This is a genomic window from Variovorax sp. GW823-FHT04B03 (assembly GCF_058796495.1).
In genome coordinates this window covers 1,570,140-1,591,303 of the sequence record NZ_JBXAIT010000001.1, presented here as the reverse complement: position 1 = coordinate 1,591,303, position 21,164 = coordinate 1,570,140, and the positions used below count along the sequence as shown (strand labels likewise).

General features: G+C 68.7%; 15 protein-coding genes. 8 read left to right on the top strand and 7 right to left on the bottom strand.

The genetic code is table 11. The annotated features are described in order from the left end of the window. Positions 1–17 precede the first annotated feature (17 nt). From AC1RAD_RS07310 to AC1RAD_RS07295, 4 genes are all read right to left on the bottom strand, one after another. A complete protein-coding gene (locus AC1RAD_RS07310; protein WP_062479336.1) occupies positions 18–413 on the bottom strand; it encodes a hypothetical protein in 396 nt (131 codons plus the stop codon). A gap of 458 nt (positions 414–871) precedes the next feature. Then, positions 872–6,499 carry an alkaline phosphatase D family protein gene (locus tag AC1RAD_RS07305; RefSeq protein ID WP_492734315.1) on the bottom strand — a complete coding sequence of 1,876 codons (5,628 nt, stop codon included), beginning with the start codon at positions 6,497–6,499 and terminating at the stop codon, positions 872–874. 30 nt (positions 6,500–6,529) lie between these two features. Further along, a complete protein-coding gene (locus tag AC1RAD_RS07300; protein ID WP_492734561.1) occupies positions 6,530–8,290 on the bottom strand; it encodes a hybrid sensor histidine kinase/response regulator in 1,761 nt (586 codons plus the stop codon). 2 nt (positions 8,291–8,292) lie between these two features. Then, the gene (locus AC1RAD_RS07295; protein WP_062472054.1) at positions 8,293–8,976 is read right to left on the bottom strand and encodes a response regulator; all 684 of its coding nucleotides are present in this window, start codon (positions 8,974–8,976) and stop codon (positions 8,293–8,295) included. A 208-nt stretch (positions 8,977–9,184) separates the two neighbouring features. On the opposite strand from AC1RAD_RS07295, the gene AC1RAD_RS07290 reads away from it, so the two are divergent. After that, complete coding sequence (locus tag AC1RAD_RS07290) at positions 9,185–10,897, top strand: phospholipase D-like domain-containing protein (RefSeq protein WP_492734314.1); 1,713 nt, start codon at positions 9,185–9,187, stop codon at positions 10,895–10,897. Positions 10,898–11,065: 168 nt separating this feature from the next. Continuing rightward, on the top strand, positions 11,066–11,446 hold the full coding sequence (locus AC1RAD_RS07285) for a cupin domain-containing protein (protein WP_492734312.1): 381 nt from the start codon (positions 11,066–11,068) through the stop codon (positions 11,444–11,446). A 129-nt stretch (positions 11,447–11,575) separates the two neighbouring features. Here the strand turns inward: AC1RAD_RS07285 and AC1RAD_RS07280 are convergent, their stop codons facing one another. After that, a complete protein-coding gene (locus AC1RAD_RS07280; RefSeq protein ID WP_492734311.1) occupies positions 11,576–11,809 on the bottom strand; it encodes an ATP-binding protein in 234 nt (77 codons plus the stop codon). Between the two features lie 90 nt (positions 11,810–11,899). Here AC1RAD_RS07280 and AC1RAD_RS07275 point away from each other — a divergent pair, with 90 nt between their 5' ends. The 4 genes from AC1RAD_RS07275 (at position 11,900) to tuf (ending at position 15,231) form a co-directional block, all read left to right on the top strand. Then, entirely contained in the window at positions 11,900–12,244 is a 345-nt protein-coding gene (locus tag AC1RAD_RS07275) for a hypothetical protein (RefSeq protein ID WP_492734310.1), read from the top strand. A 72-nt stretch (positions 12,245–12,316) separates the two neighbouring features. Next, positions 12,317–12,559 (top strand): hypothetical protein, encoded by a 243-nt coding sequence (locus AC1RAD_RS07270; protein ID WP_447741981.1) that lies wholly within the window; start codon positions 12,317–12,319, stop codon positions 12,557–12,559. A gap of 119 nt (positions 12,560–12,678) precedes the next feature. After that, positions 12,679–13,242, top strand: a complete 564-nt coding sequence (locus AC1RAD_RS07265; RefSeq protein ID WP_492734309.1) for a hypothetical protein — start codon at positions 12,679–12,681, stop codon at positions 13,240–13,242. 792 nt (positions 13,243–14,034) lie between these two features. Further along, complete coding sequence (gene tuf / locus AC1RAD_RS07260; protein ID WP_492734308.1) at positions 14,035–15,231, top strand: elongation factor Tu; 1,197 nt, start codon at positions 14,035–14,037, stop codon at positions 15,229–15,231. 65 nt (positions 15,232–15,296) lie between these two features. Here the strand turns inward: tuf and AC1RAD_RS07255 are convergent, their stop codons facing one another. After that, positions 15,297–15,731, bottom strand: coding sequence for a VOC family protein (locus AC1RAD_RS07255; RefSeq protein WP_307637267.1), 435 nt, complete (start codon positions 15,729–15,731; stop codon positions 15,297–15,299). Positions 15,732–15,802: 71 nt separating this feature from the next. Between AC1RAD_RS07255 and AC1RAD_RS07250 the strand changes: the two genes are divergently transcribed. Next, positions 15,803–16,456, top strand: a complete 654-nt coding sequence (locus AC1RAD_RS07250; RefSeq protein WP_139702736.1) for a dihydrofolate reductase family protein — start codon at positions 15,803–15,805, stop codon at positions 16,454–16,456. Positions 16,457–16,465: 9 nt separating this feature from the next. Here the strand turns inward: AC1RAD_RS07250 and AC1RAD_RS07245 are convergent, their stop codons facing one another. After that, complete coding sequence (locus AC1RAD_RS07245; protein WP_062472076.1) at positions 16,466–17,353, bottom strand: LysR family transcriptional regulator; 888 nt, start codon at positions 17,351–17,353, stop codon at positions 16,466–16,468. Positions 17,354–17,616: 263 nt separating this feature from the next. Here AC1RAD_RS07245 and AC1RAD_RS07240 point away from each other — a divergent pair, with 263 nt between their 5' ends. After that, a complete protein-coding gene (locus AC1RAD_RS07240; protein ID WP_492734307.1) occupies positions 17,617–21,162 on the top strand; it encodes an indolepyruvate ferredoxin oxidoreductase family protein in 3,546 nt (1,181 codons plus the stop codon). Positions 21,163–21,164: the final 2 nt, after the last annotated feature.

The following is a 21,164-nucleotide window of genomic DNA, read 5'->3' as shown; positions in this document are numbered from 1 at the left end:
GACACTGTCTCGCACCATCACTCGAACCGTATCTCGGCCACGGTCGGCGCATTCGGCTCCCTGGTCCTGGCATTCGCAATGGCACCGTCTTTTTCGTTCCTGAACCAGTAGCGGCACCCGGTTCGGGAAATCATCGTCACGCACATCGAGCCGTCGGCGTTGAGAACCCATTTGCCCGACGCCTTGCCGGGCCCGCTCTGGTTGACGAAGTCGACGCGGCCATCCGTATAGAACTGCCAGCGCGAGACCATGCCGGTCGACAGATTGCTCGAGACGATGGGTTTGCCGATCAAGGTGCTCTCGACCTCGGCTTTGCTCAGGAACACGCGGCCATGGATGGGTGCGGGCTCCTCGGAGATGGCCGGCACGACGGCGATGCACAGCAGCGCGCGGATGGCGTAACGGGTGAACATGACATGCCTCTCTGACGTCGCGCAGTCGGCACGCGTTCAGCCGAGCGCGTGCGTCCAAGCGCCTGGTTGGCCTGTCGGTAACGCCCGATGGCGTTACATGGCATTAACTAAAAAGCGCTACTTTTCTGTGCGCCAGATCCAGCCGGCGTACGCGAACGAGGCCTGCTTCTTCCTGCGCGCCACGGCCACGCCGGGAGGCGGTGGCCCGAGGTCGAGACGAGGAAGGCGGCGTTCTTTTTCTGCGACAACACGGCTTGTGCTCCGATGGCCCCTCGGCAAGGTGGCCGAAGGGCGTTGTGGGTGGCCTACGCAAACTCCGTGGCAACGGCGCCGGCGACGGCGGAAGAGCACTGTGAAGGCAGCTGTGCAATGGCTTGTATGGCACTGTGTCGTGCGTACGGTGCCTGTAAACGGCCTGTCGATTTTGCGGGCCCGTTTCGCCTGCCGGCTGTCGCGGATCACAGGCGCTGCTTGCGTTCGAAGCGCGCCGGCCCCTGCACCGTCCAGCCACCGCCGGCCGGATCGAGGTCGCGAAAGCATTGCGTGAGCCCGTTGTCCAGATCGAGGGTGACGCCGATCCGCCAATGCCCGGTGGCGCCGCGCTCCACCTGCAGCACGGCGAAGCCGTTGCCGGTGCCCACGGCCGCCGTGACCATGGTGGCGCCGAAGGCACCCGGCACGGTGCCGAGTTCGACCTGGCCGTCGAGCCAGAACGCGTCGGGCCGCGCATTGACGAAGGTCCAGGGTGCATACAGGCCCGAAGACACGACCGAGATCACCTCCACCGGCCCACCCGCCGCCTGCAGCCAGAGGCTCGACACGCTGGACATGTGGCGGTCGCCCGACAGCACCACCACGTGGCGCGCGGTGGTGTCGCGCAGCAGTTCGAGCAGCGCGCGCTGCGAGGCCGGGTAGCCGCTCCAGTCGTCCATCCCCAGGCGTTGCGCCGGGTCGCCGAAGACCGCCGCGCGCGGCATCGGGAACAGCGCCACCGGCGACACGATGAACTTGGGCAGCTCGGCGGGCGCAGCCTCGAGCCACTTCTTCAGGTCGCCCATGTCGGCCCCGGCACGGATCGCCGCCTGGTCCAGCGGCGTGGCTTGCGCGTCGGTGCGCAGCGCCCGCCGCTGCCGCGTGCTGCGCGTGTCGAGCATGTAGAACGGAAAGCCGGCCGGCGCCATGCGGTAGTCGAAGGGACGCGGGTCGCGCTGCGGGCCGATGCCCCGCACCAGCTTGTGCTGCTGCGCGACGTAGCCGTCGAGCGCGGCGCGCACGGCCGGCGTTCCATAGGGGTCGGGGCCCGGCTCCCAGTCGTCCATCACCTCGTGGTCGTCGAGCAGCGGACAGGTCGGCAGCGAGGCCATCACCTGCCGCAGCGCCTCCAGCCTGAAGGTGAGCGCATAGGCCTGGCCGACGTCGTCGCCGCCCGCCGGCACGAAGAGCCCGGCGGTCTGGTCGACATACACCTGGTCGCCTGCCAGCACCAGCAGTTGCGGCTTGTGCGGCGGCGCGAGCACCTCGAGCCGCTGCGCGAGCCGCCGGTACGACGCCTGCGCGGGCACCCGGTCGACCAGGCCCGGCACGTACTGGCAACTGGCGAGCACGAAGCACAGCGAGGCCTGTGCGGGCTCGCCCTCGCGCTGCACGGCGCCGGTCCATGCGGGGTCGAGGCGCACCACGGCGCGCTCGCGCTGCGCGTTGGTGGCGGCGTCCAGTGTCTTCATCACCTGGTTGCGGATGGGCTCGATGGGCTCGTCCTGCGGCTGCGCGAACAGCCCGGCCGACAGCCTCCGGCCCAGCACCTCGAGGGGGCCGCGCGCCATGGGCAGGTCGTCGTGCGCCGTCAGCACCGCGAAGCCCTGGTAGTCGGCGAGCCGGTCGTCGAACAGGTCGATCTCCACCGCCTCCTGCAGGAGCTTTTCGCGCGTGGTCTCCAGGCCCACCATCCATGCGAAGTCGAAGCACCAGCGCCCGTCGCGGCGCCACGCGGGCACGAAAACCACGGCGCGCGCCGACACATGCGCGGGCGGCGGACGCAGCGCCAGCCGGCAATGCAGCCGGCCCGCGTTGTCCGCCGACCGGCTCGCAAGGCCGAGCCACGGGCCGGTCCACGGCAGGCTGGCCCGCCAGTCGGGCGGCACCGGGTTGCCGCGGCCGGGCTTGTGGTCGAAGGCCTCGAGAAACCGCACGATGTGCGGGAACACGTCGGTGCAGGCCTTCTCGCCGATCAGCGTGTCCTGGTGGCCGTAGTCGCCGAGCACCAGCAGCTGGTGCGGGGTACCTTCGCCGAGGAACAGGTCGCTCCCGGAAGGCTTCGAAGCGTCCGACGGCTCCGGCAGCTGCGGAGGCTCCCGCGGCAGGCCTTCGTCTTTGCCGAACACGCGCTTGAGCAGCCAGAAGCTGTCGTACGAGCCGCGCCAGTCGAACACCGCGTTGCGCTGCCCGTGCAGCATGAACACCGGAAAGCCGAAGCGCTGGCCGACCTGCTCGAAGCCCACCGCATGGCCCTGCCCGCCGGCATCGGTCAGCACCTCTTCGCGGGCGTAGTTGCCGACCTGGGCGAGGCCGCGCACCTTCACGAAGCCGTAGATCGAATCGAGCGCATCGAGCGTGTCCTTGCCGATGTTGTGCAGCCGCATGGTCTGGCCGAAGATGGCGTCGGCCCGGTGCCGCACGGCCGCGAAGCCCGGCGCCTCGCGCAGACGCTCGGCCTCCCCGTCGTCGTCGGGGTAGGGAAAGGTCGCCAGCAGGCCGTCGACAAGCAGGCGCTTCATGCGCGTGAGCGTGGGTCGCGTGTCGAACTCGTCGATGCCGATGAACTGCTGCAGGTAGCCCGCCACATAGCCCCGGAAGCGGTTGAAGGCCGTGGCACGCAGCAGCGGCCCCACCTGCGACAGCACCACCGCGCCGATGGACGCATGCAGCCCCGGCAGGCACAGCACCGCCACGCTGAACATGGCGGCGCCGATGCAATGCGCCACCACGTCGACCTGGATGGGCGCCGCTTCGTCGGGCGTCGCATGCGCCGCCTGCACGGTGCGCAAGGCGTCGGGAATGTCGGTCTCGGCCACCTCGTCGAACGACCAGTAGCGCCGCGGCCGGTTCGGGAAGCCGATGCTGGTGCGCAGGTCGAGCACCCAGACCTCGCGCCCGGCCGCGAGCAGGCTGTGCACCAGGTTGCCGGGAATGCTCTTGTGCGCGAAGGTGGAACCGCTCGCGCCATAGCCGTGGATCAGCATCACGGGCCGCGTGCCCGCGCGGCGCACCGGCGGGTGGTAACGCGACAACAGCCGCGGCGGCGCGCTGCCCGGGCCCGCCGCGGTGACGAGCTCGACCGGCTCGGGCCGCACGCCGTACACCTCGCCCGGCAGGCGCTCCCAGTCGTGCTGCGGCGAGTCGGGCGGCGGCACGAAGTGCAACAGGTGAACCTGCAGCACGATGCGCAGCACCCACAGCGCCAGTTCGGCCAGGTCCGCCAGCTGGTTGGGCATGTCCTGCTGGTGCTCGACGCGCAGCAGGGGTTGCAGCGTCTCGACGAAGTAGGAAGGGTCCAGCACCAGCCGGCCCAGCGACTTCGGCGCATCGGGGCCGAGCTGCTGCAGCTCGCCCTCGCTCAGCTGCCGCCACGGGTTGCCGCCTTCGACGAACGCGATGCGCTTGGTGAGCCGCAGCCGATCGCCCTCCTTCAGCGGCGCGCCGTGCGCGATGCGCGCCACCGTCCAGTCGTACTCGATGAGGCGCACCTGCCCCAGGTGCGAGCACAGCGCCAGCAGATCAGCCATGGCGGGGCCCTCGAAGACGGCATCGTCCTCATCGATCGCGGCGCCGGCCGATGCGGCGCGCGCGTCCAGCAGGCTTTGCACCAGCGCCAGCAGCTTCTTGCGTGCCAACCCGTGGCTGCGCAGGATGCGTTCGATGCTGTCGCTCTTCTCGCGCACCAGCATCGATGCGGTGCCGGTGCAATGCGCGACGGGCGCGTCGTCGCCCTTGCCGAAGCGCAGGACGACCACCGGCTGGGACAGCACGCGCGGCGTCGCGCGCAGGCTCGGCACGTCGAACGGCTCGAATTCGACTTCGGCGCTCAGCGCGAAGGCCTGGCCGTCGATGTGCACGCGGCCCGTCATGCGCTCGCGCAGCGAGACGCGCGTGGGCGCGGGCGCGCGGGGACGGGTCAGGTCGCGGCGCAACGGGCGCTGCGACGGCGGCGGCTGTGGCGAACCGGCCAGCGCCAGGCCCCAGTCCTCGGCCAGCACAGGCACCGCGCGCTCGGCCAGCGCGGCGATGGTGAGCGAGGGGTTGATGCCGAGCGACACCGGCACGATCGAGCCGTCGAGCACCGCCAGACCCGGCAGCAGCGACGGCGCAGCTGAAGCACCCGCAGCGCCGTCGTAGACGCGGCCCCAGCTGTCGACCACGCCGCGCTCGCACCGATCGGCCATGCGGCAACCGCCCAGCGGGTGCACGGTGAGCACCGAGCCCACGCCCTCCAGCTGGCCGACCAGGTCGGCGAGGCTGCCGAACGGCGGTATCGGTTTCCACAGCGGGTTGGGCAGCACGCGCCCGCCGAGTCCGCCCGCGCCATCGTGGGCCGCATGCAGGGCGCGCATCTGCGCCTCGAACACGGGCAGTGCGGCCACCTTCGGCCACGCCACACGCACCTGCGCGTCGGCCAGCACGGCGCCCTCGCCGCCATGACCGACGAAGCCGATCTGGCCGGCCGCCCCGTCGTCGCCCATCATTCCGTAGACCGGCGTGCGGCGCAGCATGTCGTCGTCCACGGCCAGTGGATCGCGCCCTTCGTCTGGCGCGTGCAGGTCGAGGTCCATGTGCGCGAGCGCCTGCAGCGCGTCGGTGGTGGTCACCACCTCGGCCAGCAGGCGGCGCAGCGGCGCGGGAATGGCGAACTCCTCGATCACCAGCGGGCGCTCGCCCGGCTTCGCGCAGGTGCGCAGCAGCCCGGTGATGGTCGGCCCGATGCCGCGCTGTGCCGGCGCCTCGCCTTCGGGCGCACAGGACAGCGCTTCGTCGTTCTGCGCGGCCGCCACCGCGATCATGTCGCCGTTGGCCGAGAAGCCGCGGCCCACGGCCTGCGATATGGGCAGGCCCGGGCCCCTGGAGCGCAGCAGCAGCTCGGTGGAGCCCAGCGTGCCGGCGGCCACCACCACCCGCCGCGCGCGCACCACGTAGGGCCGGGCGTTGTCGGTGCGCGCCTTGCGCCGGTCGGTGAAGAAGAACTCGACGGCATAGCCGCCGCCTCCCGGCAGGGCCGCGATGCGGTGCGCGGTGCCGCCGGTGAACAGGCGCGCGCCCCGTGCATGGGCCAGCGCGAGGTAGTTGGTGTCCAACGATTTCTTGGCGCGGTGGTTGCAGCCGCTCACGCAGTCGCCGCAGCGCAGGCAGCGGTGCATCGCCACCTGGGCCGGCGTGCGCGTGCCGTCGGCGAAGGCGATGGCGACATGGGCCTTGCCGCCCGCCGCATGCAGCCGCGCGCCGGCATTCAGCAAGGAGTCGAGCTTCGACACGCTCTCGGGGATCTGCTCCAGGCCCAGCATGGCCTCGGCCTTGCCATAGCCTTGCGCCAGCGCGGCAAGGTCGAGGCCCCCGGGCCAGGCGCCGCCCTCGAAGGCATCGGGCGTGGCGCGCTCCATCACCGCCGCATTGATGAGCGACCCACCGCCCAGCCCGTTGCCGAGCAGCGCGTTCACTTCGCCGCCCAGGCGCAGATCGAACAGCCCCGAGGCATTGCCGCGCGCAGGCTTGCCGTCCTGCATGCTGAAGCGCACATGCCCCGGCAGCTCGGCGAAGGTGGCCGGAAATTCGCCGGGCAGGTATTCGCTGCCGCGCTCCAGCACATAGACCTTGATCGGCACGGCGCCCGGTGCGATGCCGGGCGCCGCGTCCAGCGACAGCGCGCCCGCCAGCCGTGCCGCCGCCACCGCGCCGCCGTAGCCGCTGCCGATGACCAGCACATCGCAGTGCAGCGCGTCGGGCGGCGCCGCGTCGATCTCGCGCACCAGCACCTCGGCGCCCTGCGAGAGCAGGCGGTCTCCGGGGTCATCCTCATCGTCGCGGCCACCGTCGTTCATGTTCGGCTCCTCGCGGAATGGATCGCGGATTCAGGAATGCCCGATGGCCGCGGCCAGCGCGCGGCCGAGCGTCTGGTCGTCGACAGGTTTGCGCAGCAGCGGCAGCGCCTGCTGTCGCGCCGCCTCGACCACTGCCTGGTCAGTGTCGGCCGTGACCATGACGATGGGCAGCGCAGGCTGTGCGGAGCGCTGCGCGCGCAGGCGCCCGGCGGCATCGAAGCCCGAGACGCCGCCGCCGAGCCGGCAGTCGAGCACCACCGCATCGGGCTCGTCGACCTGCGCCAGCGCTTCGTCGAGCGCGGCGGCGGACAGCACGCGGCAGCCCATCGCGCCCAGCGCGTTGAGGTAGGCGCCGCGCACCATAGGGTCGTCCTCCAGCACCAGCACGCAGCGCCCGGCCAGGCTCCACGTCGCGCCGGCGCCCTCCCCCTCGCAGCCGTCGGCACCGACAGGCGCGGCGCGCGGCAGCCGCAGGCGAAAGCAGGCGCCCGCGCCGAGGCGGGACTCGAGCTCGACCGGCACGCCCAGCAGCTCGGCCATGCGCCGCACGATGCCCAGGCCCAGGCCATGTCCCGCGGCAGGCGTGGTGCCGGAGCCCGACGCCTGGAGTTGCACCAGGTCCTCGAACACGAGCCGGTGGTTCTCGGGTGCGATGCCGGGGCCGCTGTCCTGCACGGTCAGCTCGACCTCGGCGTCCGATGCGTCCTGCGTGCGGACCCGCACCTCGACCTGCCCGCCCGCGGGCGAGAACTTGATCGCGTTGTCCACGAGGTTGGCCAGCATGCGGCGCAGCAGGTCGGGGTCGGTGCGCACCGCCAGGCCGGGCGGACAGTCGGTGTGCAGCGCGACCCGGCGCGCCGCCGCCGCGGCGCCGAAGCTGGCCATCACGGCGGTCAGCAGCCGGTCGATCTGCACGCGCTGGGGCTGGGCCACCACCACGCCGGCGTCGAGTTTCGAGACGTCGAGCAGCGCGTCGAGCATGGCGCGCAGCTGCTCCAGGCTGCTGTCGACCACCTCGACGATCGCGCGCGCATCAGACGCCATCGCCACGTGGCGCAGCGCCCCCACGTTGAGCGCCATCGCCTGCAGGGGTTGGCGCAGGTCGTGGCTGGCGCCGGCCAGGAAGCGGCTCTTGTCGTTGTTGGCGCGCACCGCCTGGTCGCGCGCGATGGCCAGCTGCGCGCGCTCGAACTCCAGCGAGGTGGCCAGCGCCTGGTTCTCGGCGCGGATGCCGAACGACTCCTCGAAGGTCTGCAGGTTGCGCCGGGCAAAGCGCGTCTGCACGCCGAAGAACATCAGCACCAGCGCGGCCACGCCCCCGCCGAGCCAGCCGCCGGCCGCCAGCCACATGGCGGCCGTGGGCACGAAGAGCAGCCCTGCGTAGGCCAGGAAGGCGGGCATCACGGTCGCGCTGGTCGACACCGCGCCCGCGCCCCAGGACACCAGGATCATCGTGAGGACCGCGTCCAGCGTCGGGTCGAGCCGGGCCATGAACAGCGCCGCGGAGCCGTTGCAGGCGCCGATCAGCACGTTCCAGTGCACGGTGGCGCGCAGCCGCGCGGCGATGGGGCGGGCGCGGTCGGCGGCCATGCGCGCGAGCGCGGCGGCGCGCCACTCGCGGCTGGCGATCACTGCCGCGAACCAGCCGAGCACCCAGGGCGTCGGCACATCGCGCCAGACGATGGCCGCGACGACGACGGCGGTGAGCAGGATCTGCCAGCGCAACCCCACGGCCTGCTCGGCGACCACCTGCAGGCGCCGTTCGTCCAGATCGTCCAGCGCGGCCGGCATGCTCACGCAGCCTCGAGCGCCCATGCCGCCTGCGCGTCGAAGACGCGGCACATGGCATCGGTGCGGTTGCGCGCGCCCAGCGCCCGGTAGACCATCGACAGGTGCACCTTCACGGTGCCCTCGGCAATGAGCAGCTGGCGCGCGATCAGCTTGACCGGCATGCCCCGCATCGCCAGCGCCAGCACCTCGCGCTGGCGCGGCGACAGCTCGACGCGCAGGAAGCCGGCGAGGTCTTCGCGCGGCAGCTCGTCGGGGTCGCGCGCGCGGGTCACGTCGTCGGCCAGCACGAACTCGGCCGGCAGGTAGATCTTGTGGCGCAGCACCACGCGCAGGGCGGCCTCCATGTCCTCGAGCCGGTACGACTTGGGAATGAAGCCGGCCGCGCCGGCCTCGATGACCTCGCGCACGCGCTGCGGCGAGCTTTCCGCCGACTGCATGCACACGGGCGTGGCCTCGAAATGCGCCTTCACGGCCTTGAGCGCCGCCAACCCGGACAGCTGGGGCAGGTGGTAGTCGAGCAGCAGCAGGTCGATGCCGGTGGGGTCGCGCTGGCAGGCTTGCTCGGCGTCCCGCACGGCGTCGAAATGGAAGGGACGGCCGGGTTCGATCTCGGCGGCCATGCGCTCCAGCAGGAGGCGCGTGCCGTTCCAGACGATCTCGTGGTCATCGACCAGCAGAACCTTCATACAGGCCTCTCGTCTACGGTGACCCTCCCCGTCCTGAATGCAGATTAGCGCAAAGCCCCCCAAGAAGCGAGCGTGCGCACCTACACCAAAGGCCTAGTCGGACGGCCACGCCGGGGACTAGGCGCTGCGCGCAATGGTTGCGGCGGGCGCCGCGCGGAAAACTGGCTGCATCGATCGCCACTTCGCATCCGATGCACCGAGGTCCGCCATGAACACCCCCCAGTCTCTTGCCGCGCTGCGTGCCGCATGGGAACCCCTTGCGTGCCGCTTGTGCATCCTGGCGCTGCAGCATGCGGCGCTCGCCCGCTGGCTGTGCGCCGCGGCCATGCTCGCCGCCTCGCTGCTCGCTGGCTGCGCTGCATTGCCCAACGAGGTACCCCGTGTCGCGTCGCACGCGCGCACCGACCTCGGGGACAGCCCCCTGGCGCGCATCGCCGCCGCGTCGCTGCCGGCTGCGGACAGCGCGATGTCCGCGATGCCCGATGCATCCGGCGTACGCCTGCTGCCGGGCGGCGACCAGGCCCTCGACGCACGCATCGCACTCGCGCAGGCCGCACGGCACACCGTCGACGCGCAGTACTACGTGGTGGCCCCAGACAGCGCAGGGCGGCAGTTCCTGCGCGAGCTGCGCGACGCGGCGCAGCGCGGCGTGCGCGTGCGCCTGCTGGTCGACGACCTGTACGCGGGCGGAGACGACGAGATGCTGGCCGGGCTGGCTGCGCACGCCAACGTGGAGGTTCGCGTCTTCAACCCGCTGCCGGTGCGCAGCGGTGGCCTGCGCACGCGCGTGCTGCTGTCGCTGCACGAGATCGGCCGCGTGAACCGGCGCATGCACAACAAGCTCTTCATTGCCGACAACAGCTTCGCCATCACCGGCGGACGCAACATCGCCGACGAGTACTTCGGGCGCAGCAAGCCGGCGAACTTCATCGACATGGACGCACTGGTGGCCGGGCCGGCGGTGCGCGCGCTGTCGGCGAGCTTCGACGCCTTCTGGAACGGGCCGTTGTCGTACCCCTTCGAAGCCATCGCGGCCGAAAGCGCCCCGGCAGCGGCTCCTGCGCGCGAACGCTTCGCCGCGCTGGTGCGTGACCTCGCGCGCTTCATGCCGCCTGCCGACGAACCCGATGCGCTGGGACGCGGCCCGGTCGGTGCGCAGCTGGCGCAGGGGCGCGTCGCGCTGGTGCCTGCGCAGGTGCGCGTGGTTGCGGACGCGGCGGTGCCAGGCCGCTTCGCTGATGATGCCGGCGGCAACGTCGAAGAAGCCGCAGCGCCCCAAGGCCGCGAGGGCGCGGTCATGGCCGCGAACCTCGACCTGTTCCGGACCGCGCGCTCGGAGGTGCTCGTCGTCTCGCCCTACTTCGTGCCCATGCCCCGCATGATCGAGGCCCTGAGCCATGCGAGCCGCGAGGGCGCGCGCGTGTCGGTGATGACCAATTCGCTCGCCACCACCGACGAGCCGCTGGTGCACTATGGCTACGCGCGCTACCGCAGCGCCCTCTTGCAGATGGGCGCCATGCTGTATGAGCTGATGCCGGCCAGCGAAGCGCATCCCGCCTGGAGCGACACCGACAGCGGCCGCGGCTCGCTCGGGCGCCTGCACGCCAAGCTGGCGGTGGTCGACCGGCGCTGGTTCTACGTGGGGTCGATGAACATGGACCGGCGCTCGGCGCACTGCAACACCGAACTGGGCCTGATCGTCGACAGCCCCGCGCTGGCCGGCGAACTGGCCGACCTGATCCAGCGCGTGCGCATGCCCGCGAGCTTCACCGTGAGCGAGGTACCTCTGCGGGGTGGCCTGCAATGGAGCTTCCTGCGCGACGGACGTCGCTGGGTGCTGCACCGGGAGCCCGAATCGAACTGGGCCCAACGACTGCGCTGGTCCGTGCTGTCGCTGGTGGTGGACGAAGATTTTCTGTAACCCGGCTTACGCAAACTGCCACATGACGCTCTTCGAAAGAGCGGCGCTTTCGTGCAAGAAATAGATCACTGCACGCGTGGCCCAGGACTACCATTCCATCGTTCACGTGCGGTTCGGCACGAGACTGCCGCGGACTGTTTGCTCACTCGTGTCGCAAGGAGAGTCGCGATGGCAAGCCCGATGAACGTCAGCAAGCTTCAGACGAAATCCCATGACGAACCGGACGAGGTTCGACAGCCCGAAAAGACCCGCGTCGAAGTGGTCCGCCTCGAGGGCTACACGCTCGGACGCTTCAAGTTCGAGCCCGGGTGGCGCTGGTCGAAGTGCATCAAGCCGGTCGTGGGCACGGACAGTTGCCAGGTGGCTCACGTCGGGTATGCAGTGTCCGGCCGGATCACCGTGCAAATGAATGACGGCTCGCAGACCGTCATCGAGGAAGGCATGTCGTACACCATTCCGCCGGGTCACGACGCATGGGTCGAAGGCAACGCGCCGTTCGTCGGCCTGGAGATGATGAGCGCAGAGGAATACGCAAAGTCCAAAAGCTGAGCCGAGGTGAGAGGCCTCGGGAAGGGACTTCTTCGGGATGGTCGAACGGGGCGTGACACCCGCGACCGTCCGGCTCACGCGCCCGGGTCTGCGGATTGCCTGGGCGGCGAGCCGGACGCCGAGGGCGTTTCAGCCCTTTCGCATGGTGATCGCATGAAAAGGGCAAGTCACTGCGCAATCGCTGCAGCCCGTGCACCGATCCGCGTCTTGAAGCGTCGACAACTTCTTCCATTGCTCGACTTTGAGACTGAGAAGGTGAAGGTCGCACGCGGCGACGCACCAGCCGCAGCCCGTGCAACGCGCGGCGTCGACAACGGGCAACCAACCGGGTCGGTGCGGGCGGCGAAGCTGATGTACGTCCATCTGTGATTCCAACGAGCCGTATCGGTCCGGAAGGTAGCATGCTGGCTGGCGCCAGTCGGCCACGACCGGACATTCGCGCGAAGCCTTCAAATGAGCACACCATCACATGCACCCGTTGATATGCCGTTCACCGTCGCGGCAGCCGTTCAGATGCTACGTTGGGGTGCGCTGTCCGCGGGCTCACCATATTCGCACGAGAAAATTGCGGAGTGGTGTGACCAATTCTGGTGTCAGTACCTGGAGGTGGATGCTCCCCCCGACGTCGAGCGGCTACTCCCCATCCTCACTGCCGTGGACACCCAGTGGGACCTATTTCTTACCAACACGTACTCGTTCCAGGAACTTCGCACTGGCTCGTTTGAGCAGGTGCGCATGCCGGTCGAATGGTTTGAGCAATGGCTTTGCGATGCGACTGACGGGAATCTAGCCGGCTGATCGGTTGTAGGCGGCTACAGTCGGCCAAAACCAGTCATTCGACGAGACCCTCAACGCGAATACCTTCTGACGATGGCAATCATTGAAATCACCGGATGGCGACCTGGTTTTCTGAAGGTCTCCTGCACAACGACCTTGCGAGCTGCAACCGGCGTGGGATTGGCGAAAGCCAAGGCCATTACCGACGGAGTGCTCCGCGATGAACGTCAGCGAGTCGAGGTTCCTGACGCGGAAGCACATCAGTTCGTGCTCTCTCTTCGAGAATTGGGGGCATCAGCAGAGGTTATCGATGGAACCGGCGCCCCGACATCCTAGAAACCGCCATGCCCGTGTTCGGTCAGGAGCCGCCTTCCATCGAGTCTTCACACTGACTTCGCACAACCTCAGCGCTCCGCCGCTAACGTAGGCATAGAACGCAGCTCTTCCGATTCCGAATGCCCCTAAACACGCTCAAGTCGACCGCGAGAAGGTTGACCATCTGCGTCGGCACCATTGCGATGCTGGGTGCCTGCGCATACTTTGTTGCTGGTCTTGCGCGGGAAAGGCACAGACTCGGCTTCGTTCCCACGGGGCTGGGTGTGACTGGGGTTCGATATGCGAAGGGGGACTCCTGGGGCTTCGGTCCGGGAGGCAATGAGACAGGTGTCATCGCATATGCCCTGCCAGTCCCCACCGCAACAGCCATTCAGAATCAAGGAATTCGCTATCTGCAGGACTTGCCGCCGGAGACGCTCGCCAACGGACTTGGCAGAGCTCACTCTTGGCAAACGACGCCTGCCCAGTTGGAAGGCTCCGACGCTCACGCCAACAGCGTCTTTTCGTTTGACGTAGCGGACTATTTGAATCGCTATGGTTTTGGCATTGATATCGACCCAACGGTCAGACAGCAAATCAACGATGCACTCGCCAATGGCGGGAGCTTCCTCTCGCACGAGCGCACCGGAATATTGATAGTTGCTCCAAGCCTGCGGAAGGTCTTCTACATCTACAACGGTTAGGCGCTGGGCGCTCAGGGGTTCTGAACGTCTGCTTTCTCGCCCGGGGCAACAGCCGCCTAGGGCCCCTTGCTGCCATTCCCGGCCCCTCAGTTCCTCGCGAAGAATCCGTCACCCAACCGGCCATCATCTGCATCGGCCTGCACCACGACGCCACGAACGCGACCTGTCGGCATCTGCGACGAAGCACTGCGCAACCATTGCTGCGTGCGTGCAACGCTCCTGTTGCAGGATCGCCATCGCGGTGTTAGCCTGCGCTCCCCCAAAGATCAACCATCGCGTTGCGGCCAACACCAACCGCACGAGAGCCCCATGAAGCAGTTCCTGACCAAGCAAGATGCATCGATGACCCGCGCAGTCGCAGTGACTTCGCTGCGCGCCTTTTTTGCCGAATTGCGTTCCTAGAGCCTTTCCACCTGGAGGCTCGGCCTCCTGAGTTTCACAAGACCCGGTAGGCCTCAAGCCACCGGGTTTTTTGTTTTCCGCTTGCCCACTTGGAGATTTGGACATGAGCCCCGAACGAGAGCTTCTTTCTTCCGCCGCACGCGCTGCCGGCGCAGTGCTGTGCGTCAACTCCGTGGAGTGGTTCGTGTAGAGCCTTCAGGCCCTCGTGCGCCTGGAGGTCCATCCTTCAGGCAAGAAAAAAAGTCTGTCGGGTGGTCCACCCCGGCAGGCTTTTTTTATTGCCCGCATGGCGGGCACCGCGAGTTTGGTGCGCGCGCACCGACAACCCGCCGACCGTTTCGCCTGGCCAGCGAATCGCATCGGTTTTTCAATCTCAAACTGGAGAGAAACATGATGAACAAGAAGGTTCATGTGAATGTCGGAACCATTGGTCACGTCGACCATGGCAAGACGACGCTGACGGCTGCTCTGACCTTCGTGCAGGCCGCGCGCTTTGGCGGCGATGCGCTGTCCTATGGACAGATCGACAACGCGAAGGAAGAGCGCGAGCGCGGCATCACGATCAATACCTCGCACGTCGAGTACGAGTCGGACGGCCGTCACTACGCACACATCGACTGCCCCGGGCATGCCGACTACATCAAGAACATGATCACCGGCGCCTCGCAGATGGACGGCGCGATCCTGCTGGTGGACGGCACCGAAGGCGCCGCGCGGCAGACCATCGAGCACGTGCTGCTGGCGCGCCAGGTGAACGTCGGCCACATGGTGGTGTTCGTGAACAAGATGGACCTCGTTGCCGCGAGTGACCGTGCGGAGATCGAGCAGCTGATCGAAATGGAGATCGGCGCGCTGCTGGCCGCGCACGGTTACCACGAGGCCCGCTTCGTGTTCGGCAGCGCGCTGAAGGCCCTGGCCGCCGCCGAACGCGGCGATCTCGAAGGCCCGGACGTGCAATGCATCGTCGAACTCGTGGATGCGCTGGACGCGTGCATTCCTGATCCGGTGCGCGACTACGACGCGCCGTTCATGATGCCTGTCGAGGGCGTGCACACCATCGCGGGCCGCGGCACCGTGGTCAGCGGCCGTGTCGAGCGCGGCGTGATCCGCGTGGGTGACAGCCTGGAGATCGTCGGGCTCAGCGCGGACGGCGACGAGCAGGTGGTCGTCACCGGCGTGCAGTCCTTCCACAAGGACGTCGCCGAGGCGCGGGCCGGCATGAACGTTGGCCTGCTGCTGCGCGGGGTCAAGCGCGACGCTGTCGTGCGAGGCCAGGTGGTCGTGAAGCCCGGTGCACTGAAGCCGTACCGGACGGGGCGCGCACAGATCTTCGTCCTCAGCAAGGACGAAGGTGGTCGCCATACCCCGTTCGGCTCGGGCTACCAGCCGCAGTTCTTCTTCGGCACGACCGACGTGACGGGTGTCATTCGCGTCGACACCGAGACCGGCATGGTCGAGCCGGGCGCACAGGCGCAGATCAGCTTCGAGCTGAACAAGCCCGTGGCCATCGAGAACGGCATGCGGTTCGCCATGCGCGAAGGCGGCAAGACCGTCGGCGCAGGCATCGTGACCGAGGTGCTCGGCTGAAAGGCTGATGCGCCACTTGCCCCTGTGGCCCGATTGCCGGGCGGCAGGGGCTTTTTTTTTGAGCCTCAGCCGAGCTGCTCGGCAAGCCCGACGATGATGCCCTCGGGCCCCCGGATGTACGCGAGCCGGTAGGACGTCTCGTACTGCATCTGGCCGATGAGTTCCGCGCCATGGGCTTGCATCCGCGCAACGACCGCATCGATGCCATCGACAGCAAACATGATGCGGCGAAGACCCAGGGTGTTCACTGGCGCATTCACAGGCCCGAACCGGACCGCATCCGGCGTGTGGAACTTGTCCAGTTCGATTCCCTGCCCATCGGGCGTTCGCAGCATGGCGAGGGTGGCCCGGACATCCCCCAGCCCGATGAGACTGCCGACAGCAGGCCCCTCCACCGTGGTCTGGCCCTCGAGCTTCAGGCCCAGCGCGACAAAGAATGCCTTCACCGCTTCCAGATCGTCGACAACGATCAGGATGTTGTCCATTCGTTTGAGTGTCATGTCCTTCGGCTCCTCTTTCAACGGTGTTGCAAGGTCTACACTGCGTCTCCGCTTTTGCAGGAGACGACCCCATGCCTCGATTGCTTGTGCGCAGCTTCGGTGTTTCGCTCGATGGCTTCGCGGCCGGCCCGGACCAGAGTCTGGCGCATCCGCTGGGCGTTCGCGGCCCTGAACTCATGGACTGGTTCATGCCCACGCGTGTCTGGCAGCAGATGCTTCAGACGGGCGAGACCAATGGCGAGACCGGCATCGACAACGAGATGGCCGAGCAAGGCTTCGCCGATATGGGGGCCTGGATCCTCGGGCGCAACATGTTCGGGCCGGTGCGCGGTCCCTGGCCCGACGAGAGCTGGAAAGGCTGGTGGGGCGACGAGCCTCCCTACCACGTGCCGGTCTTCGTGCTGACCCACCATGCCCGCGCACCACTGACGATGCAAGGCGGCACCACCTTCCACTTCGTCACCGGCGGCATCCACGATGCACTGGCGCAGGCACGGGCCGCCGCGGGTGGGCGTGACGTGCGGGTGGGCGGTGGCGTGGCCACCGTGCGCGAATACCTGAAGGCCGGCCTGATCGACGAACTGCACCTGGCCCTGCGGCCGGTGCTGTTGGGCCAGGGGGAAGCGCTTTTCGCAGGCCTGGACCTGCCAGCGCTGGGCTACCGCTGCGAACGGCAGGTGGCGGGCGAGCGCGCCATGCATGTGTTCCTGCGTCGCTCCGAATGAACCCGCGCCCTACGGCATCCCCCGCGCCAACAGATGGTCCACCAACCGACGCTGCGGAAAACTCAACGCCTCCTGCCGCGTGCACAGGTACATCCGGCGTGAAGCCCACGCGTCGGTGAGGTTGATGAAGCGCAGCTTCATCTCCTTGCGGTAGGTCACCGCCGCCCCCTCGGGCAGGATGCCCACGCCCATTCCCGCTTCGATCATCCGGCACACGGCCTCGAAGCTCTTCACGCGCACACGCAGGCGCAGCACCTTGCGCGCGCTCATCGCGGCGTCTTCCATGGTGCGGGAGATGGCCGAGTCGTCTTCGAGCCCCACGAAATCGAAGTCGAGCAGTTCTTCGAACGACACCTCGCGCCCGCGCCACGGATGCTTCTGGCGCACGATGGCCACGAGCCGGTCGGTGCGGTACGGAATGAAGTGCAGCGCCGGGTCGACCGCCTCGCTGGTGATCACACCCACGTCGGCCTGACGGTCGCGAATCGCCTGCACGATGTAGACGCTGCGGTGCTCTTCCACGCTCACGCGGATCTCGGGGTAGCGCAGCCGAAAGCTCGCCACGTCGTCGGGCAGGAACTGGCCCATGGCCGACGCGTTGGCGTGCAGCCGCACGCGGCCGGTGGCGCCCTGCGCGTAGTCGGACAGGTCTGCGCGCATGCGGTCCACGTCGCGCAGGATCTGGCGCGCATGCATGGCCAGCGACTCGCCCGCGCCCGTGGGCGTCACGCCCTTCGAGGTGCGGTTGAGCAGCCCCACGCCGAGCTGGCTCTCGAGGATGGCCAGGCGCCGGCTCGCGGCCGACAGCACCATGTGGCTCTCGGCGGCCGCCTTGGACAGGCTGCCGTGCTCAATGGCGCGCAGGAACAGCGCCAGCGAATCCAGGTCGGGTCTCATCGGGTCCTCGGTCGATCGGGCGGACATTGTCGGGCCTGCGCGGTTGTGGGCGCGTGGCCGAAGGCCTTTCGGCGAATCGACGGCGGCGGCGATGGTTCTTCCGGAATGCGGGTTTCTCCCTCGAAACGAAGAAGCACTTTCGGGCCGGGGTGCGAAAGAATCGTCGCTGTCTCGGCGGCAACCCCGGCGAGGCGTTTCGCGGGCCGGCCCTCTACCGGGGCCACGCCCGCATTCCACGAGTCCTACCCGGAGTCTTTTCTCTCATGGCAACCCACGAACTCGCCAGCGTTGCGCTGGACGACAAATACACGGCCACCGAAGGCCGGATCTACCTCAGCGGCATCCAGGCGCTGGTGCGCCTCATGCTCGTGCAGAAATGGCGCGACCAGCAGGCCGGCCTGAACACCGCGGGCTTCGTCTCGGGCTACCGCGGCTCGCCGCTCGGCGGCCTGGACGAAGCGCTGTGGAAAGCCCAGCCGCAGCTCGAAGCCAATGCCGTCAAGTTCCTGCCCGGCGTGAACGAAGAGCTGGCCGCCACCGCCGTGTGGGGCACGCAGCAGGTGCACCTGACCGGCGAGAGCGCGGTCGATGGCGTGTTCGCCATGTGGTACGGCAAGGCGCCCGGCGTGGACCGCTGCGGCGACGTGTTCAAGCACATGAGCCACGCGGGCACGTCGCCCCAGGGCGGCATCCTGCTGGTGGCGGGCGACGACCACGGCGCGTCTTCCTCTACCCTGCCCAACCAGAGCGACCACCTGTTCGCCGCCTCGATGATCCCCATGCTCTACCCGCAGAGCGTGGAGGAGTACATCGAGCTGGGCCTGCACGGCTTTGCGATGTCGCGCTTTGCCGGTCTGCCGGTCGGCTTCAAGGCGCTGGCCGACACGGTGGAGTCGTCGGGCTCGATTGCCGCCGGCGCGCTTGACGTGCACACGCGGCTGCCGAAGGACTTCGTGTTCCCGCCCGGAGGTGTGCATGCGCGGCTGTCGACCGACACGCTCGGCGTGCAGGCGCGCAAGCAGGAAGCGCTGATGCAGGACTACAAGATCTACGCCGCCATCGCCTACGCGCGCGAGAACCGCCTGAACCGCGTGACCATCGATTCGCCGCAGGCGCGGCTGGGCATCGTGGCCTCGGGCAAGTCGTACCGCGACGTGCTCGAAGCGCTGGAAGAACTGGGCATCGACGCCGACGAGGCTGCGCGCATCGGCATCCGCCTGTTCAAGGTGTCGATGCCCTGGCCGCTGGAGCCCGACTCGATCCGCGAGTTTGCCGACGGGCTCGAAGAAATCCTGGTGGTCGAAGAGAAGCGCCAGATCGTCGAGTACCAGCTCAAGGAGCACCTGTACAACTGGCGCGAGAACGTGCGCCCGCGCGTGATCGGCAAGTTCGACGAACAGGGCGAATGGGGCGCGCACCCGCGCGGCCAGTGGCTGCTGCCGGCCACGGCCGACTTCTCGGTGGCGCAGATCGCGCGCGTCATCGCCGGGCGCGTGGCGCGCTTTCACACCAGCGACCGCATCCGCATGCGGCTGGCGATCCTCGACGCGAAGGACGTGGTGCTCGGCAAGGCCGTGGCCACGCCCTCGCGACCGGCCTGGTACTGCGCGGGCTGCCCGCACAACACCTCGACCAAGGTGCCCGAAGGCAGCCTGGCGCTCGCGGGCATCGGCTGCCACGTGATGGCCACCGCCATCTACCCCGAGCACAACCGCACCACCACGCACATGGGCGGCGAAGGCGCGCCGTGGCTCGGGCAGGCGTGGTTTTCCAAGCGCAAGCACGTGTTCGCGAACCTGGGCGACGGCACCTACTACCACTCGGGTTCGCTGGCGATTCGCGCGGCCGTGGCGGCGGGCGTGAACATCACCTACAAGATCCTCTACAACGACGCGGTCGCGATGACGGGCGGCCAGCCGGTCGACGGGCCCATCACCGTGCCGCGCATCGCGCACCAGGTGGCGGCCGAAGGCGTGAAGCGCATCGCGCTGGTGGCCGAAGACCCGACACGCTGGGCCGACCGCAGCCTGCTGCCGCCCGACCGCGACGGCCTCTTTGCGCTGAGCGTGCACCACCGCGATGACATGGACGCGGTGCAGCGCGAGCTGCGCGGCTTCGAGGGCGTGTCGGTGCTGATCTACGACCAGGTGTGCGCGGCCGAGAAGCGCCGCCGCCGCAAGAAGGGCGAGTTCCCGCCTGCCGCACGGCGCGTGTTCATCAACGACGCCGTGTGCGAAGGCTGCGGCGACTGTGGCGAGCAATCGAACTGCACCGCCCTCCTACCGAAGCAAACCGACCTGGGCCTGAAGCGCAGCGTGGACCAGAGCGCGTGCAACGCCGACGAGTCGTGCATCAAGGGCTTCTGCCCGAGCTTCGTGACGGTCGAAGGCGTGAAGCCTCGCAAGCACGCGCCCGTGGCCGTGAAGGCCGCCGAGGAACCCGCTCTGCCCGCGCCGGCGCCGCTCGCGCTGGACGGCATGCACAACATCCTCATCACCGGCATCGGCGGCACGGGCGTGATCACCATCGGCGCGCTGATCGGCATGGCGGCGCACCTCGAAGGCAAGGGCGTGAGCGTGCTCGACATGACGGGCATGTCGCAGAAGAACGGCTCGGTCACGTCGCACGTGCGCATTGCGCGCGACGCGGCGCAGCTGAAGGCGCAGCGCATTCCCACCGGCGAGGCCGACCTGATCCTGGGCTGCGACATGCTCACGGCCGGCGCGCCCGACGCCATCGCGCGCATGCGGCCGGGCCGCACCTATGCGCTGGTCAACACCTTCGAGCAGCCGACCGGGCACTTCGCGCAGCAACCCGACTGGCAGTTCCCGGCCACGCAGGTGCGTGCGCTCATCGAGGAATCGGTCGAAGGCCGCGCCGACTTCATCGACGCCACGCAGCTGGCCACGCGCCTCATGGGCGACGCCATTGCCGCCAACCTGTTCCTACTGGGCTTCGCGTTCCAGAAGGGGTTCGTGCCGCTGTCGGCGCAGGCGCTAGACAAGGCCATCGAGATCAACGGCGTGGCCGTGAAGGCCAACCAGGCCGCGTTCCGCTGGGGCCGCAAGGCAGCGCTCGACCTCGCGGCCGTCACGCGCCAGGCCGCGCCGGCGCAGGTGGTGTCGCTGCAAAAGCCCCAGAGCTTCGAAGCGCTGGTGGCCGACCGCACCGCGTTCCTCACGGCGTACCAGAACGCAGCCTACGCGCGCAGCTACGCGGACCTCGTCGAACGCGTGCGCGAGGCCGAGCAACGCACACGCGGCAGCACCGTGCTGGCCAAGGCCGTGGCCTCGGGCCTGTTCAAGCTCATGGCCTACAAGGACGAGTACGAGGTGGCGCGGCTGTATGCCGATCCGCGCTTCATGGAGAAGCTCGGCGAGCAGTTCGAAGGCAAGCCGGTGCTGCGCTTTCACCTGGCACCGCCGGTGCTGGGCCGGCGCGATGCCGAAGGCCGCGCGGTCAAGACCAGCTTCGGCCCGTGGATGCTCGGCGCCTTCCGCGTGCTCGCGAAGCTGCGCGGCCTGCGCGGCACGGCGCTCGATCCGTTCGGCCGCACCGCCGAGCGCCGCATGGAGCGCCAGCTCGTGGCCGACTACCGCGCGATGGTCGAAGACCTGCTCGCGCGCTTCGAGCGCGTCGACTTCGACACCGCCCTGTCGCTGGCGCGCCTGCCGGAGCAGATCCGGGGCTTCGGGCATGTGAAGGAAGAAAGCATCGTGTCGGCGCGCGTGCGGTGGGAGATGCTGCGCGGGCAGCTCGATGCTGGAGCGCCTGCACGGGCCGCCCGAGCAGAACCAGTGGCGGCTTGAAC